Genomic DNA, 16,592 nt, shown 5'->3' with positions numbered 1-16,592 from the left:
TTATCTAAGATTATCTACTGCCGCTCTTTCAATTGCAAGTCCATTCTTATAACGTTCCATAAATTGTTCGAAACCTTTTACATCATTAGCATTTGGTGATATTGTCTTAACATCTTGACCAGCAAATACTTTCTCACTCAAATAATCTTCCAATGTTTCATTCGCTTCTTTATTCAACATATAAGATCCGAGCAATGCGATGCCCCATGCTCCACCTTCTCCTGCTGTTTCCATAACAGAAACAGGTACATTAAAAGCGGCTGCTAACATGCTTTGTGCCACGCCTTCTGTCTTAAAAATTCCACCATGTCCTAAAACTTCATCCAGCTTTACCCCTTCTTCTTTGGTTAGAATGTCCATTCCGATTTTCATTGCGCCAAATGATGTGTACAAATGCGTCCGCATGAAATTAGCAAGGGTGAAATTACTTTCAGAAGAACGGGTAAACAATGGACGCCCTTCTTCGAAATGGGTCATATGCTCACCAGAAAGATAGCCGTAGGACAATAATCCTCCTCCATCAGCATCTCCTTCTAGTGCCTTTCTGAATAACGTTTCAAACAACTTATTTTTATCCACTTCGAAACCAATAGCTTGCGTAAATTCTTCAAATAAACCAACCCATGCATTTAAGTCAGATGTACAATTATTAGAGTGTGCCATTGCTACAAGGTCACCTGATGGTGTTGTCACCAAGTCAATCTCCGGATGTACCTTCGATAAATCCTTCTCCAATACCACCATTGCAAATGCTGAAGTACCGGCAGAAACGTTACCCGTACGCTGTGCCACACTGTTTGTTGCAACCATTCCTGTCCCTGCATCACCTTCTGGCGGACAAAGTGGAATACCTGCCTCCAATTCACCACTAACATCTAATAATTTCGCACCCTCTTCTGTAAGAGTTCCTGCGTTTTCACCAGCCACTAAAACCTCTGGCAAAATATCTTCCAGCTTCCATGAGAGGTTTTGTGGTGCAATTAATTGATTAAACTGATCAACCATTTTTTGATTATAGCTTTTGGTTTCTAGATCGATCGGAAAAACACCGGATGCCTCACCCACTCCAAGTACCTTCTTCCCTGTTAGTTTCCAATGAACAAACCCGGCCAACGTTGTTTGAAAGTGGATATCCTGAATATGATCTTCCTGATTTAAGATAGCTTGATATAAATGGGCAATACTCCACCTCTGCGGAATATTATAATTAAAGTGTTTGGTCAATTCTGTTGCAGACTGTTCCGTAATATTGTTTCGCCATGTTCTGAAAGGAACAAGCAGCTGTTCCTCTTTATCGAAAACCATGTAGCCATGCATCATCGCACTAAAACCGATAGCACCTATTTTTTTTAGCGTGATGCCGCCGTACTGTTGTTTCACGTCAGCCGCCATCTTTTGATAACTGTCTTGAAGCCCTTTCCAAACTTCATCCAAACTATACGTCCAAATATTATCTACATAACTGTTTTCCCAGTCATGACTACCAGATGCAAGCACTTCATTATCTTTTCCCACAAGAACTGCTTTAATCCGGGTTGAGCCAAGTTCAATACCAAGTACTGTCTTACCATTTTCAATTACATTATGCACATCATTCATATCAATTTTCCCCCAATATTTTAAAATTAAGTATGTAGAATTAGATATTAGCGCTTTCATTGAAATTCGTATTAGGAAGGGGATTTTCCTTCTTTACAGCTAGTTACCCTTTATCTAAAAACGACTTCAACTTATCTGTACAAATAATTAATGTTATTGATCTCTTTAAACATCATACCATCTAGCCTATGTAATCGTCAATTTAAATTTGTCCGTACGTGTATAGTCGTTAAAATCAGATATAGCTTTGTTAACATGTGGACTGACGTACTGAAAAATTGTCCACAGAGTGTAGATCTGTGGACATTTTTCCTCACTACTTCTTCATGACTTTGTTTTCTAACGTACCAATTTGGTCAATTTTCAGCGTAACAATATCCCCTGATTGAAGCAGTTTAGGTGGATTCATCGCAACCCCTACTCCATCAGGTGTTCCTGTTAAAATGATATCTCCTGGATCTAATGTTATTAAATCGGAAATAAAACTGATTAAATATGGGATATCAAATATTAAATGTTCTGTATTAGAAGATTGGCGTAATTCGCCATTAACATAGGATTTGATCGCTAAATGGCTAGGGTCGTTTAACTCGGAAGTCGTTACCAGCCAAGGTCCTACTGGTGTAGTATGATCTAATGATTTACCTTGCAACCATTGTGGTGTACGCTTCTGCAAGTCACGTGCTGAAATATCGTTACCAATTGTGTAGCCTGCTACATAATCTAATGCTTTTTCTCTAGCTACTTTTGATGCCTTTTCACCAATAACAACCGCCAGTTCTACTTCATAATCTAGTTTATCTGTAGCTTCTGCTTTATGAATCTCATCTTCAGGGCCAATTAACGCATTGTTAAATTTAGAGAATAAGACTGGATATTCCGGCAATTGACCGCCCATTTCTTTTACATGATCTGCATAATTTGTTCCAATACATATAATTTTGGACGGGTTAGGGCTCGGTGTATGTAGGACAACTTCATCTCGTTCAAAAACGTGTGTTGTAGAATGGTGCTTTATTTGTTCCAAAAGTTTCTCAGCATGTTTAATATGTATTTTTGCCTGTTGATAAAATGTTTTCGGGTTTGCCGGGATAATACTATCTGCCACAATGATATGTTGGTCGAGTAGCTCTTGTTGTGCAGCGTGTAAATCGATAACCTTATTATCTTCGATTACGCCAATTCGGCTTTGTGCATAAGGATGTTTTAACTGATAATGAACAAGTTTCATTCTGTATCCCTCCTCTAGTTTAAGATCATTCTATCATAGAATAAGCGTTATTTGCTCACAAGAAAGCTAAAGCAATCTTTGCTTGAGTAGAAGTTGCGCTTGGGTGAAGGAAAGTATTTTTCCGTGGCAGGTTTTGAATCAACCTTTTCCTATCTTATTTGCTTATAAAAGTTGTGATACCTATGGTTATATGCTTTCCACCTCAAAACAAATGTCCGTAACGACCCGATTGCACCAATACAAAAACCCGTTTCTTTAACTTAAGAAACGGGTTTTTGTATTGAAGTTATGGTTATAACACTTTACTCAAGAATGCTTTTGTTCGATCATGTTGCGGATTGTCAAATAGTTGTTTCGGTTCGTTTTCTTCTACAACATAGCCCTCATCCATGAAAATAACGCGGTCTCCAACTTCTTTGGCAAAGCCCATTTCATGGGTAACAACGACCATTGTCATTCCTTCTTCAGCAAGCTGCTTCATAACGCCTAGCACTTCTCCAACCATTTCCGGGTCTAATGCTGAAGTAGGCTCATCAAATAACATCACTTTCGGCTCCATCCCTAAAGCTCTTGCAATGGCAACACGTTGTTTCTGACCACCTGAAAGTGATTCTGGATATACCTTCGCTTTATCTAAGAGGCCGACTTTTTGAAGTAAATCTTTTGCCTTTTTTTCTGCATCTTGTTTACTCCATTTTTTTACTGTGACAATTGGCAACGTGATGTTTTCCAAAACGGTTTTATGAGGAAAAAGGTTGAACTGTTGAAATACCATGCCAACCTCTGCTCTTAGTTTATTGATGTCTACTTTTTTGTCCGTTAACTCCTCACCATCAATCGTTACTGTTCCATCTGTTACCGATTCAATTAAGTTAAGACAGCGTAAAAATGTTGACTTACCTGAACCAGAAGGCCCGATTACAACGACAACTTCCTTTTGCTTGATATCTACATTAATATCCTTCAGCACTTCTAAATCGCCAAAAGATTTTTTTAAATGTCTGACAGAAATCATTTTACATCTAACCTTCTTTCTAGATAATTTAATAAGTATGTTAAGCTAAGTGTCAACACTAAGTAAATTAACGCAACCATTAAGTACGGTTCCCATACTCTTAAATATTGTCCGGATGCTGCTCTTCCCCAGTATAATATATCTTGTGCTGCGATCATTGCACCTAGTGATGAATCTTTTAACAAAACGATAAACTCATTTCCTAATGGCGGAATGGAACGTTTAAACGCTTGAGGCAGGAGAACATGACGCATCACTTGGAACTTATTCATACCTAAAGAATGGGCCGCTTCAGCCTGACCTTTATCAATTGATTGTAATCCTGCCCGGAATATCTCTGCAACATATGCAGAAGAATTCAGTGACAATGTCACCATGACGGAGATGACAGGGGTAGTTGACCCTAGTATTGCTGGTAAAGCAGCATAATGAAATAAAAATAATTGCACAAGTAGAGGGGTACCTCGTAAAAAGTTAATATACCAAATAAATGGCAATCTAACGATCAGAATTGGTGACATTTTCCCTAATGCAATAAAAAAACCGAGTATACACCCCATTAAAACACCGACTACTGACATAAGGATGGTTAAGCCCATACCTTCCATAAAAAATGGGAAGTACTCGACGATAATATCAGATCTAAAGTCCATGTTGTAAACTCCTTTCTTACTTATTACTTTGCTTTTTGTTTCCCTTTTTTATTCCTTGTAAAACGGAATCCGTTCTTCTTCCTCTACACAAAGGAAAAGCGTAACGGGGTCGCTACGCTTTATGATTAGTGAATTATTGGGTTAGCGATTCGGTGTTTGGTTCTACTCCAAACCATTCCTCATAGATTTCTGCATATGTCCCATTGTCAATTACAGTTTGAAGAGCTTCATTAATATCTTCCTGAATTTCGCTACCTTTCGGGAACATGATACCGTAGAATTCTGATTCAAACGTATCAGGATCTGTGATCATTTCAACGTTTGCATCTGGATTATTCGCAACATATTCATCCGCTACTACATTATCTGTCACAACTGCATCCACATCACCTGATTGCAGTGACATTAACGCTAATGTATTGGAATCATATTTGGAGATGTTTTCATGATTTTTTCCTAAAATCTTTTCAACGGCTTCTGCACCAGTTGTCCCTGATTGGACGCCTACTTTTAATTCTTTTATTTCTTCCCCACTTGTAATTCCTTCTCCTTCACGGAACACTACCTTATGTGTAGATTCAAAATAAGGTGAAGAGAAATCATATGTTTGTTCACGTTCTTCATTCACCGTAATTCCAGCAATAGCAAGGTCAGCGTCACCTTCTTCTACAGAAAGTAACATGGCATCCCAGCCTACGTTCTCTAATTCATAGTCATAACCTGCTTCTTCCATGACAGCAGATAGTAAATCAATATCAAAGCCAACTACTTCTCCTTTATCTAAATAAGAAAAAGGCATAAATCCGGCTTCTGTGACAACAGACAAGGTTTGTTTATCATCCGAACCATTCGTTCCTTCTGCTTGCTCTGAATTGTCATCTGTGCCACAGGCTACAAGAATCGCTAACAATAAAACAGCGAATCCCTTTATCATCCATTTATTCATAAATATTCACTCCGTTTATTATTTATACATTTTATAACGATTATCATATAGTATTCAGGTTTTAAATTCAATACTTTTGTCAGAAATTCTAAAGTTAAAACAATTCTGAATATTAACATAATTATAACGTGACATTCCTGCTAATTTTAAACTAAAAAAATTAACAGTAGCGGCAACGTAATAATACTTAATAATGTTGTAATTAATGTGACACTCGAAACAAACCCTGGCCTTGATCCAAATTGCAATGCATACATAGTTGTATTTGCCGCGGTTGGCATTGCTGCAGTTATGATAAGAATATCCTTTACCATTTCGTCCAACGGTAATGGCAAGGTAAGAAAGAAAGCAATAATGGGTGCTAGTACCAATCGAAACACAACCGCTAAGCTAACCCGTCCCAATTCTAGATCACTAAGCTTGATTTTAGCCAACTGCATTCCTAGTACGATCATAATAGTCGGTATTGTCGCATCGGATACCATATCGATCGCTGTCATCATTTGTTCATTGATATGAAAGCCGATTAAGTTAAGGATAATTCCTAATATCGCGCCATACACGATTGGTACTTTGACTACATCTTTCAACGGCGAAATCTTTACTCTGCGTCCAGAAGTGCCACCTTTTGCCGCAAAATAAATACCAATCGTACACATAATCAACGTCTGTAAAACCATTAAAATAATAGCATAATGGAATCCTTCTTCTCCGAACACTAATAATACTAGTGGCGCACCATAATTACCATTGTTCATAAACACTGATGCCAGAATAAAACCACTTTGAACTGGCTGATCCCATTTTCGAAAATACCCAACAACATAGCAGAATAGTAAACTGATCAAACATAAAACGATTAAAAATGTTCCTAAATATAGATAATCCATATTCAAGTCATTTTGGTAAAAGGTTCGAAAAGCCAGAAAAGGTGACATTAAATATAAAGTCATCGTTGAAATAGGCTTAATATCTATACGTAAAAACTTTATCCCGATATATCCAATTGCAAAAATGCTAAAGATCGGGACTAAAACTCCAATGAATTCCATAATTCCCCACCATGTTCCATTATTAGATTTTTTCATATAACCCGTAACACGATACTACGAAACTTATCAGGAAGTCAACATATCAATAAAAAGGATATAAAAAAAATATAACTCCCTTTAGTAACTACATGAATAACTTTTTATTATAAAGCGAAATAGAACTAAATGAAAGGTTGGAATGTCAACAAGAGACTGGCAACCGAAATATAATCTTTTATCCAAGGAAGAGAATACGGAGCAAAAACTGAAAATTCTTACAGATACAAATACGCACGAGGATCAAATAGGAAATCGGTGGGTGTTTTATGATTTAGTGCCAATTTAATAGTATGATTTCTATTTTTGGCACTTAATTGACTGTTTAGTACCATTTCGACATCATACTTGTAATTTCTGGTACTTAAATTAAAGGTATATTTATCCCAAAAATATCAGAAAGTGAAAAAGTCAGCCTTAATGGTTGACTGCACTAGCTAGCTTTCAAAATGGTAACTCCATCTGTATAACTATCCTTGCTTTTTTAATCAAACTTTTCCTTCTTGCTTATTTATAAAAGTTGTAATACCAATGGTTATATACTTCTTCCCTGATAAAAAAAAGACTGGGACAAAAGAGTAATTAGAAAAGAAAAATCCGAACATGAAGGTCTGAGTATACATACCGATTCGGCAAAATAATTCGCTTTCCGCGGGCGACCTTTAGCTAACTGTGTGAAGAAAAACACTTCACACAGTTAGCTGAGGCTCTTGCTGTTCCTACAGGTGTCTGCGTATTTTGCCTACGCTTAGTTCAGATTGTTCGGATTCTCGTTCTACCTATTTAGTTATGTTCCAGTCTCTTCTCACAAACCAAATACTTCTGGTTCCGTTTATTTTTTAATAAAAAGCTGAGTCCAATAGTTCCCATCTGAAGCAAAACCCACTCCAATATGTGTTACCTCTGGATCCAACAAATTTTGGCGATGCCCTTCACTATCAAGCCAGGCTTGTACAACCTCTTCTGCTGATTCTTGGCCTGCAGCAATATTCTCTGAAGCCTTTGTATAATCAACGCCAAACTCTTGTAACATATCAAAAGGAGAGCCATACTCTGGGGAAGTATGGGAAAAATAATCTCTTTCAGCCATATCTTCTGATTTGGTCTGTGCTACATTTGCCAATTCATGATCAAATTTTAAGGAATCGGCACCATTTTCATTACGTGCTTCATTGGTTAGCTCGACCACTTTTTGAATAAGCCCATCTAAAGACTCTCTGTCAAAAGATTCCGGCTCTTCATTTCGATCTATATAGTCATCATCTTGTAGTTCTGTTTGTTGGTTTTCTTCCGTTGTTTGCTGTTTTTCTTGTGTTGTTTGTCTTTGTTTACTATCTGCGCCGTAATTACGATCTTCCTGACGGTACCAATTGTTCGGATTAGCATTCTCGAAGATATTTTGTTCTCTTCCGGGGTTAACCGGTATTTCCCCTTGATTTCCACCGTCATTTTGACCACCAAAACCTACATTCTCTGGTTGAATATTTTGATCTTCCGGCTCTAAGGAAGTCTCGTTACAGCCAACCATGAAACCAATCATTAAAAGCATGAATAAATAAACCATACGTTTGTACATATATATCACCTCAAGGAATTTTTTTGCCCTGTAGGTTTACTATGTACGAAACAAATTTATTTATTCGTCCAATTCATCGAGATTTACCAGCCGTTTTTCATGAACTGATTTTCGGGCTGCTAATGCGACTTTAAAGGATTCCCAGCCATCCTCATAATTGGACAGAATTTTAGAACGATCACCCGTTTTTACAGCATGCAGAAAGGCTTCATTTTCTCGTTTATAAGGATTTTGCCTTGCGATATATTTCTCTAGTTTTTCAGGCATTTTCTTTTCTATATGACTCATTTGCCATTCGATAATCCCTTGGTCTGTATAAGCAGTAATGCCAACATCACCCGTCCCACCTGGTAAAACAGATGTATTAGCTATTTGCACTAATAAATCATTTTCTAATGTTAATGTAAATAACCCTACATCTGCTACTGTTACAGACGAATCTTGTTTTTCTGTAACTTTATTGGTTTCTTGTGCATAAACAGACTTCACTTCACCAAATAAAAAACGAATTAAGTCAACGATATGTGTCGTCTGTTCATTAAATTGCCCACCTGACTCTTGTTGATTTTTCCACCAGTAAACACCAGGCATAGAGCCCATCCATTTTCCCAATATCGTACCAACATCCGCTTCTTCTAGCATTTTTTGAAACCTCTTCACCGTATCCGCATAACGAAAATGGTAACCGACTGCTGTAAGATGATTAGTTTCGATTACTTTTTGCCTTACTTGGCGTACTTTATCTTCATCTACTCCTAACGGCTTTTCTACTAAAAAAGGGATATTGTGTTCAATCAGGATTTCCTCGTAATTTTCGTGTGCCATAGGTGGGACACAAATATACGCTGCATCTAATTGTTCATGAGCAATCATCGTTTTCAAATCCTGATAACCTGTTGTTTCATAATATCTTTCGGCAAAAAGCTCAGCTTTTTCCTGGCTGGATCCTACAAACCCTACAACTTTCACATTTTCGATTTCCTGTAAAATCTCCACATGATGCCTCGTAAATCCTCCTGTACCGATAAAACCAACGCGAATCATTCACATTCACTCCCTCTCTTAAATTAAGCAATTACATTTTATGTGCAACCTCCTCTAATGGGAGGAGCCTTAGGAAAAGATACGTTTTTCACGCCATCTTCCAAAACGATAATATAAAAAGGCAATGACACTACTTAACATAAAGCTTACACCAATTCCATATCCAATGCCATCTTCCCCTATTATTTCAGAAAAAAGATGTGCTAATGGATAACGAAGTGCCCAGAAGGAAAGCAGATTCAGAATTAAAACCTGATACATCGCTCCAGAAGCCCTGACAATCCCGTTCAAGACAAAATTAATACCCAAAAATGGATAAAAGAAGGCAATAATCATTAAATATTTGGCACCAAACTGAATAGCAGCTTGTTCCTGGATAAACAAGCTGATACCAAATTCGGCAAATAATACAATGATACCGGCAAACAAAAACATAATCACGGTATTATAGACAACTCCATACGTTGCGATTTGTTTGACACGATCCCATTTACCTACACCAATATTTTGGCCAGACATACTATTAACAGTAGCACCAAGCGCATGTGCCGGTAATAAAAACAGACTATCTAAACGCTGAGCGGCACTATAACCAGCAACAGCCGCTTCACCGTGCGAAGTAACAACACTCATAATAGCTGCAGCACCAGCAGAAATAACCGCCATTTGTAAACCAGACGGAATTCCGAGATTAAGAATCAACTTTACTTCTGACCATAATGGTAATGTCAGCCATTTCAATGGTATAATTCTCTTTCTGATAACAAAAATAACTCCATAAATAAAAGAAAAACCTTGAGATAAAATCGTCGCAAATGCCGCACCTTGTACACCAAGATCAATCACTGAAATAAATAGGGGGTCAAGTACGATATTTAACACAACGGCTATCGCTACGAATAGGAGTGGTGTTTTACTATCTCCTACAGCACGTAAAGCAGTACTAATGAAGTTATACCCTACTAAGAAAAGGATCCCTATCGCATTAATGCGCAAATATGTCATTGCTTCCGGCATCATTGTTTCTGGTGTTCCCAACAAGAGTAATATTGGCCGGGCAAATAGAAAACCCAAAATTCCCATCACAATCGCTAAAGCTGACAATGTTACAACGAAAGCATTGACATAAGTTTGAACCCCTTCTTCATTTCCCTTTCCTTTTTGTTGAGATAGTACCGTTAACGTCGTATTATTAATTCCTATAATAAAAGATAGTACCGTAAAAATAACAGTGCCTGCTATATTTACAGCACCTAATGCATTGGCTCCAATCAGATTACCCACCCACAAGCTGTCAATAAATTGATAAGATACTTGCAAGAGTTGGGCCAGCATAATTGGAGTGGAGAAATAAAACAAATCGATCCATATATTTCCTCTAGTGAAGTCACGGTGTCTACTCAAGAAAAATCCCCCTACATCTTCAAAAAAACTTAGCACATTATATTTACAGTCTAGATTTTGGCATCGTCACACCGTCCCAAATCCGATCACTTGGTGCCTCTCTTTTCTTCACGTCAGGTTCTTCCAATAGTAAATAAAAATTTTTGGTAGGTAAATTTCCTAATTGATGTTTAGCACTAAGCTGATCCAAATAATAACGCATGTTTCCTAGTTTTTTTGATTGATTATTTCCTGACTGTGAAAATTCGTATAAAATACTTGCTACTGGAACTCTTTTAATACGGTGCTTTTCCGCTACCCGCAGAAAGAAATCCCAATCCCAGTAATTACGCACACTTTCATCGAAAAGACCAATCTCGTCATGTATCGATTTGCGATAAACACTGCCGGATGGTACATAAGTAGAAAATTTCCTCATTGCATCAACGTCAAAATGATAAGCAAATAAATGATGATTAATAGGTGTTCTTTTTTTATTGGTTTCCTGATAATTAACAATCTCTACATCTGAATAAGCGAGATCAGCAGCTCCCATTTGCGCTATCATTATTTCTAAATGTATTGGTAACGGCAGATCATCATCATCCATTAACATAATTAGCTCGCCCTCTGCCTTCTTTATTCCTTTATTTCTTGCATACACATGATAACGATTTTCTGGTAAATCGATGATGGTTATATCTAATTCAGAATACAATGCTGCCACATCGTTGACCTTTTCTCCAGCATCATTAATAATAATTACTTCAAAATTTTGATATGTTTGCTCTACAAGTGCTGTTAATAGCTCTGCTAGCGCTACTCTGCGATTAAAAGTTGTGATGATAATTGACACGTATGGTTTAGGCATTTGTAAACTCCTCAATAAATTTCATTAAAAGTATGTAAACTTTGTTGACATTAGCCATGACAAAGTTAAAATTATGGCATATAGTAAAGGCATATCCTACTATTCCTTCTACTATTTACTTAATTATATATCAATTTATTACCTTAGCGAAATCATCCATCTTATTTATATATATTTCAAACTTTTTACAATTCTAATAAAATGACATGAACTATTTCTGTATAACATATAACAAAATTGGTAATACTTTTCTTAAAATGCAAGACCTAGTGACATAAATAAATAGGAGGCTAGTCAAATGGCTTTTTTACGAGAAGCAGTTGAAAAACAAAAAGTGTACTTGATTCAACAGTTGATGGCCAATGGAATTGTGGATAAGAATGATCAAGAGCTCTACAACAAACCTATTAGTGAAATTGTCAATGATTACGAAAAATTTTGCTTGGAATTTGAGAAACAAAACTCGTTAAAGTTCACTCGCTATAATCCCGAAAGAAAAGAAGAGAAGCCCGATTTCCATTAAGCTTCTCTTCTTTTTATATTTTCCAACTGTTAAACAAGGGAGGTGCCTGTATGATAAGCCCACCCTTGTTTCTTTATCGTTCTTTTTGGATACCAAATCGTGCGTTAATCTCCCCACGTAATAATTGCTTGCGCATTCTCTTTTCTTTCTTCTTCTCTTCTCGAATCATATCTTGTCTAATTTCGTATGTTTGAACGCCCTCTTCTCGCTTGTTCGCAATATCAATTAATAACTCCACATCAGCAAAAGAGTATTTACGGTTTCCTTTTGGAGAACGTTCAGGAAATACTAGTTTTCTTTCTTCATAATAACGAATTTGTCGTTCTGATAACCCGGTTAATTCACTTACGACACCAATAGTGATAACTTTTCGTTCTTTATAGGAAGGACTTTCTGCCATGTCATACACCACCTAATCACGTATACCGTTATAAGCTGACCTTAATAAAAGTATACAATGACAACCCAGCGTTGCACAAAGTTTTGTCAGATAATCTGACAGTAAATTATCTGACAATTGCTACTGCTAGCGTCTAAACGATATTTTCGTTAGTATATAGATGATAAGGAGGATGAACACTATGGAAATGTCCATTACAAAACCAGCAGCAAAATGGTTTATAAAAGAATTAGATTTAGAAGAAGGAGATGCTATCCGCTTCTTAGCAAGATATGGCGGATTCGGTGGTGTACATAAAGGTTTTTCCTTAGCATTGGAGAAAGCAGAGCCAAACAATCTTGGAGCTGAAGTGACGGAGGAAGGCATTCACTTTTTTGTCGAAGAATCCGACATCTGGTACTTCGATAATAAGAACTTCCATATCAAATACTCGAGAAAATACGACGAAATTGAATATGTCATCGAGTGAAGTACATTCGAAACAGGTATTAAGAAAAACCGGGAAAACCCACCCGGTTCTGTTCAAAGTAGTTATTTTGACATGAATAATAGGCTTAACAACCGCTTCGGCTTGCCCACTTCGCTTTCCAGGGGGCGTGTCTTCAGCTAACTTTGCAAAGAAGATCGCTTTGCAAAGTGGATCTTCAGATCACGCTGATCCCCCAGGAGTCGAAGTGGGCGCCTACGCTAAGTAATGCTTTACAATGAATGTATTTGCTAACATACTTGTTTTATTACACATGTTTAGAAAGCTCGAAAAATTAGCTGTCACTAACGTTGTAGAACAGCTCCATAGCGAAGGCCGTCCGCTTCCACTCCTACGGGATGATTTTCGACTAAGATCCACTTTTTCAAGCGGGTTTTTGCTTGGAAAAGTTAGCTTAGTCGAAAATCCCGTGGAAAGGGAAGTGGACACCCGCAGCGATGGTTTCCTATACGGTTTATTTCAAAATGGCTACTTTGATAACAAAGGCGTTGATACCGAGGATTATATACTTTCCTTACAAGTAAAACAACCGAGTGCTCTTTTTTCATTGCACTCGGTTTTCCTTCTATCTCAATGTAATTTTTGCTTTTGCTTTATGGTTAGAAAAATCTAATTGATAGCCTGGTTCTCCGAAGTAAGGAAAACCATCTTTTGTCCAAAACAGACGCTGAATACGCGCATGTCGGTTATGATCATATAAAGGATTCTCTGTATTAAATCCTTTATATGGACGAGCATGGTAAACTAGTAGCTCATAACCATCTTCATCAACGCAAAAGCTATTATGTCCTGGCCCATATTCACCAGTGTTATCACTGGAAACCAACACTGGTTCCTTTTCTTTCGTCCAAGCATTTGGATCTAATAAATCACTGTCTATATCAGCATGTAATAATCCCATTGCATAATTTTCATCTGTTTCACTTGCCGAGAAAGCGATGAAAATTTTCTTATCATTTTTTATCATTGCAGGTCCCTCGTTTACATCAAATCCAATGACTTCCCAATCGTATTCTGGAGTCGATAAAAGAACCTGTTTCTTAATTGTCCAAGGATTCTCCATTTCAGCAATATAAAGGTTGGCGATAGTATCATTATCTACCTTCTGTGACCACACGAGATAACGTTTACCTTGATGTTCAAAAGTTGTTGCGTCTAAAGAGAAACTTTGAAACTCCGTATTGATTTGACCTTTCTCTATCCACTCACCTTCTAATGGGTTTTCTGCATCACATTCTAAAACATACGGACGAATAGCCCAAACATCATCTTTATCCCCAGCTGCGACATGAACATACCACTTTCCATCAATGAAATGAATCTCCGGTGCCCAAATATGTTCAGACATGATCCCTGATTCATGCTTCCACCAGATCACTTTTTCTTCTGCTTGTGGTAGTTCGTCAATTGTCTTAGCTCTTCTTAAGACTACTCGGTCATACAATGGGTAAGAGCCGGTAAAATAATAGTAACCATCTGTATGCTTATATAAATATGGATCAGCTCTCTGTTCAATAAAAGGCTTAGGATAATCTTTATGTTCTACCTTACCCTCTACCTCAATCGTTCCTTTATCTAAAAGTTCATTTTCATCCACTGAATCCCAATTTACATTAAACTCTGCAGTAATATTATCTTCTAAATCTACAAGTACTCGTTCAGGTAATCGAATGTCTTCACCTCTGGAAACATCGATTTCCACATCGTGTATACGCTTTATATCCATCTATGACATCCTTTCGATTTTCATTCATTACTATTATAAACGAGTCAACTTGTACTTACAACTATTTAGTTAATTTTACAATAGTAAAACTTATGTTAACAAATAAAAACCAACAGTATATCACACTGTTGGTTTTTGTGTTTTACTATTTTGTTTAATAAATCGTTCCATCCTTTTCATAGCTTCATCTAATTGTTTAATTGATGTAGCATAGGAACAACGGATATATCCCTCTCCACTTTCACCGAAAACATGCCCTGGTACAACGGCTACTCTTTCTTCTTCTAACAATTTTTGCGCAAATTCCTCTGAGCTATAGCCAGTTTCTTTGATCGACGGGAATACATAAAAAGCACCACCAGGTAAATGACAGGATAAGCCCATCTCATTCAATGCCTTTACAACAAAATTCCGCCGTTGTCGATAGCTTGTTTTCATTTCTCTGACACTTTCATTTCCGTGACGTAATGCCTCTAACGCACCATGTTGCGCCATAGTAGGTGCACACATCATCGTGTATTGATGAATTTTTGTCATAGCTTGCATAATAGCTACAGGCCCTGCCGCATAACCAAGTCGCCAACCTGTCATAGCAAAAGATTTCGAGAAACCTGAAATGACAATGGTACGTTCCTTCATTCCATCAACAGATGCAATACTAGCTGCCGCTTCATCATAAGCTAGTTCTGCGTAAATTTCATCAGATAGTACAATTAAATCATGCTTTCGTACAACTTGTGCTATTCCGTACAATTCTTCTTTACTTAATACCGCACCGGTCGGATTGTTTGGGCTGCACAATACAATGGCCTTTGTACGTGGTGTGATCGCTGCTTCAATTTGCTCTGGTGTCACTTTAAACTCATTATCCGCTGTAGCACTTACTGCTACCGGGACACCACCTGCTAGCGAAATAGCAGGACTATAGGAAACAAAGCAAGGCTCTACAACCATTACTTCATCACCAGCATCTACAATCGCTCGTAGTGCTAAATCAATTGCTTGACTTGCACCTACCGTTACTAGGAGTTGATCTTCAGGACTATAAGAAATAGAAAATGTATCTTGCAAATATTTACTAATTTCTTCTCTTAATTCGAATAAACCTGCGTTAGCTGTATACGCAGTATATCCTTGTTCCAAGGAATGATAACTCGCTTCGATGACATTCCAAGGAGTTACAAAATCTGGCTCACCAACTCCTAGTGAGATAACATTGTCCATTTGAGAAGCAAGATCAAAAAACTTTCGGATTCCAGACGGCTGCAACTCTTTCACATGGTTTGCTAAGTATGATGTACTCATGGTGTCACCATGATTCGTTTGTCATCATCGTCACCTTCATCAAAAATAATACCATCATGTTTATATTTTTTGAGGATGAAATGAGTCGTAGTAGACAAAACAGTATCTAAAGTAGACAACTTATCCGAAACAAATCGACTCACTTCCATCATTGTTTTCCCTTCGACAGAAACACTTAAATCATAGGAACCCGACATTAAATAGACAGCCTTCACTTCTGGGAAACGATAAATTCTAGAAGCGATTTTATCAAAGCCAACACCCCTTACCGGCGTTACCTTTACATCTATTAAAGCCGCTACTCCTTCATACTCGTAGACAGTAGACCAGTCTACAAGTGTAGAATAACCAAGAATAGCATGCTCCTTTTCTAATTTTTTTATCATTTCCTCCACTTCAGCAGGGGCTACATCTAACATTTTACTAATGGTTTCATTATCCATTCGACCGTTTTTTTCTAATAATTTCAATAATTCAATCTCTTTTTGTTCCAATCCATTCACCTTCTTTAGATGTTGTGTATACACTATCTACAACTTGTTAATTATTCTTACTAATATTCAATCATACTACAATTAATCCCAAATATAAAGTAAGACTTTCCTCAATGGGATTGTGTTGCCAACTGGGGTTAGCGAAACGTATCAGGGCGTTCGCGTTCACTATTCCCCGCTTATTTAACCTTGCAGTGGAGATTTTATGGACGATTAGCACCGTGATAAAACTCACAAAAGGAAAACTTCGA

Annotated in this window: 16 protein-coding genes; 2 read left to right on the top strand and 14 right to left on the bottom strand. The window is 37.4% G+C overall.

All coding sequences use genetic code 11. The annotated features are described in order from the left end of the window. From J5J03_RS20185 to J5J03_RS20140, 10 genes are all read right to left on the bottom strand, one after another. Entirely contained in the window at positions 1-1,599 is a 1,599-nt protein-coding gene (locus tag J5J03_RS20185; protein ID WP_208592168.1) for a xylulokinase, read from the bottom strand. A gap of 316 nt (positions 1,600-1,915) precedes the next feature. Next, on the bottom strand, positions 1,916-2,830 hold the full coding sequence (locus J5J03_RS20180; protein WP_208592167.1) for a fumarylacetoacetate hydrolase family protein: 915 nt from the start codon (positions 2,828-2,830) through the stop codon (positions 1,916-1,918). A gap of 292 nt (positions 2,831-3,122) precedes the next feature. Next, positions 3,123-3,845, bottom strand: coding sequence for an amino acid ABC transporter ATP-binding protein (locus tag J5J03_RS20175; protein ID WP_208592166.1), 723 nt, complete (start codon positions 3,843-3,845; stop codon positions 3,123-3,125). After that, the gene (locus J5J03_RS20170) at positions 3,842-4,498 is read right to left on the bottom strand and encodes an amino acid ABC transporter permease (RefSeq protein ID WP_208592165.1); all 657 of its coding nucleotides are present in this window, start codon (positions 4,496-4,498) and stop codon (positions 3,842-3,844) included. The genes J5J03_RS20175 and J5J03_RS20170 overlap by 4 nt, the downstream gene beginning before the upstream one ends. Before the next feature lie 133 nt (positions 4,499-4,631). Further along, on the bottom strand, positions 4,632-5,444 hold the full coding sequence (locus tag J5J03_RS20165) for a basic amino acid ABC transporter substrate-binding protein (protein WP_208592164.1): 813 nt from the start codon (positions 5,442-5,444) through the stop codon (positions 4,632-4,634). 146 nt (positions 5,445-5,590) lie between these two features. Further along, entirely contained in the window at positions 5,591-6,496 is a 906-nt protein-coding gene (locus tag J5J03_RS20160) for an AEC family transporter (protein ID WP_208592163.1), read from the bottom strand. Between the two features lie 868 nt (positions 6,497-7,364). Beyond that, the gene (locus tag J5J03_RS20155; RefSeq protein ID WP_231710849.1) at positions 7,365-8,108 is read right to left on the bottom strand and encodes a CAP domain-containing protein; all 744 of its coding nucleotides are present in this window, start codon (positions 8,106-8,108) and stop codon (positions 7,365-7,367) included. A gap of 60 nt (positions 8,109-8,168) precedes the next feature. Then, positions 8,169-9,152, bottom strand: a complete 984-nt coding sequence (locus J5J03_RS20150; RefSeq protein WP_208592162.1) for a Gfo/Idh/MocA family protein — start codon at positions 9,150-9,152, stop codon at positions 8,169-8,171. Positions 9,153-9,221: 69 nt separating this feature from the next. Next, positions 9,222-10,556, bottom strand: a complete 1,335-nt coding sequence (locus J5J03_RS20145) for an MATE family efflux transporter (protein ID WP_208592161.1) — start codon at positions 10,554-10,556, stop codon at positions 9,222-9,224. A gap of 43 nt (positions 10,557-10,599) precedes the next feature. Then, positions 10,600-11,406 (bottom strand): glycosyltransferase family 2 protein, encoded by an 807-nt coding sequence (locus J5J03_RS20140; protein ID WP_208592160.1) that lies wholly within the window; start codon positions 11,404-11,406, stop codon positions 10,600-10,602. A 298-nt stretch (positions 11,407-11,704) separates the two neighbouring features. Here J5J03_RS20140 and fbpA point away from each other — a divergent pair, with 298 nt between their 5' ends. Further along, positions 11,705-11,929: a Fur-regulated basic protein FbpA gene (gene fbpA / locus J5J03_RS20135; RefSeq protein ID WP_208592159.1), complete on the top strand. Its 225-nt coding sequence runs from the start codon at positions 11,705-11,707 to the stop codon at positions 11,927-11,929. Between the two features lie 73 nt (positions 11,930-12,002). Here the strand turns inward: fbpA and J5J03_RS20130 are convergent, their stop codons facing one another. Beyond that, positions 12,003-12,329 (bottom strand): MerR family transcriptional regulator, encoded by a 327-nt coding sequence (locus J5J03_RS20130; RefSeq protein WP_153833767.1) that lies wholly within the window; start codon positions 12,327-12,329, stop codon positions 12,003-12,005. Positions 12,330-12,510: 181 nt separating this feature from the next. On the opposite strand from J5J03_RS20130, the gene J5J03_RS20125 reads away from it, so the two are divergent. Beyond that, entirely contained in the window at positions 12,511-12,798 is a 288-nt protein-coding gene (locus J5J03_RS20125; protein ID WP_208592158.1) for a HesB/YadR/YfhF family protein, read from the top strand. A 583-nt stretch (positions 12,799-13,381) separates the two neighbouring features. Here J5J03_RS20125 and J5J03_RS20120 read toward each other — a convergent pair. From J5J03_RS20120 to J5J03_RS20110, 3 genes are all read right to left on the bottom strand, one after another. Beyond that, a complete protein-coding gene (locus J5J03_RS20120) occupies positions 13,382-14,542 on the bottom strand; it encodes a family 43 glycosylhydrolase (protein WP_208592157.1) in 1,161 nt (386 codons plus the stop codon). A 120-nt stretch (positions 14,543-14,662) separates the two neighbouring features. Next, positions 14,663-15,847: an aminotransferase gene (locus J5J03_RS20115; protein WP_208592156.1), complete on the bottom strand. Its 1,185-nt coding sequence runs from the start codon at positions 15,845-15,847 to the stop codon at positions 14,663-14,665. Beyond that, positions 15,844-16,341, bottom strand: a complete 498-nt coding sequence (locus J5J03_RS20110) for an Lrp/AsnC family transcriptional regulator (protein WP_208592155.1) — start codon at positions 16,339-16,341, stop codon at positions 15,844-15,846. The genes J5J03_RS20115 and J5J03_RS20110 overlap by 4 nt, the downstream gene beginning before the upstream one ends. Positions 16,342-16,592: the final 251 nt, after the last annotated feature.

Source organism: Gracilibacillus suaedae (genome assembly GCF_017599345.1).
Taxonomy (GTDB): Bacteria; Bacillota; Bacilli; order Bacillales; family Amphibacillaceae; genus Gracilibacillus; species Gracilibacillus suaedae.
The sequence above is the reverse complement of the archived record's forward strand: the minus strand, read 5'-3'. Positions and strand labels throughout refer to the sequence as shown.

Bases quoted from the DNA above. Each gene is read 5' to 3' on its own strand.
- J5J03_RS20170 (WP_208592165.1), bottom strand. From the start codon at position 4,498: ATGGACTTTAGATCTGATATTATCGTCGAGTACTTCCCATTTTTTATG.
- fbpA (WP_208592159.1), top strand. From the start codon at position 11,705: ATGGCTTTTTTACGAGAAGCAGTTGAAAAACAAAAAGTGTACTTGATT.
- J5J03_RS20160 (WP_208592163.1), bottom strand. From the start codon at position 6,496: ATGGAATTCATTGGAGTTTTAGTCCCGATCTTTAGCATTTTTGCAATT.
- J5J03_RS20150 (WP_208592162.1), bottom strand. From the start codon at position 9,152: ATGATTCGCGTTGGTTTTATCGGTACAGGAGGATTTACGAGGCATCAT.
- J5J03_RS20140 (WP_208592160.1), bottom strand. From the start codon at position 11,406: ATGCCTAAACCATACGTGTCAATTATCATCACAACTTTTAATCGCAGA.
- J5J03_RS20175 (WP_208592166.1), bottom strand. From the start codon at position 3,845: ATGATTTCTGTCAGACATTTAAAAAAATCTTTTGGCGATTTAGAAGTG.
- J5J03_RS20155 (WP_231710849.1), bottom strand. From the start codon at position 8,108: ATGTACAAACGTATGGTTTATTTATTCATGCTTTTAATGATTGGTTTC.
- J5J03_RS20165 (WP_208592164.1), bottom strand. From the start codon at position 5,444: ATGAATAAATGGATGATAAAGGGATTCGCTGTTTTATTGTTAGCGATT.
- J5J03_RS20180 (WP_208592167.1), bottom strand. From the start codon at position 2,830: ATGAAACTTGTTCATTATCAGTTAAAACATCCTTATGCACAAAGCCGA.
- J5J03_RS20130 (WP_153833767.1), bottom strand. From the start codon at position 12,329: ATGGCAGAAAGTCCTTCCTATAAAGAACGAAAAGTTATCACTATTGGT.
- J5J03_RS20185 (WP_208592168.1), bottom strand. From the start codon at position 1,599: ATGAATGATGTGCATAATGTAATTGAAAATGGTAAGACAGTACTTGGT.
- J5J03_RS20115 (WP_208592156.1), bottom strand. From the start codon at position 15,847: ATGAGTACATCATACTTAGCAAACCATGTGAAAGAGTTGCAGCCGTCT.
- J5J03_RS20120 (WP_208592157.1), bottom strand. From the start codon at position 14,542: ATGGATATAAAGCGTATACACGATGTGGAAATCGATGTTTCCAGAGGT.
- J5J03_RS20125 (WP_208592158.1), top strand. From the start codon at position 12,511: ATGGAAATGTCCATTACAAAACCAGCAGCAAAATGGTTTATAAAAGAA.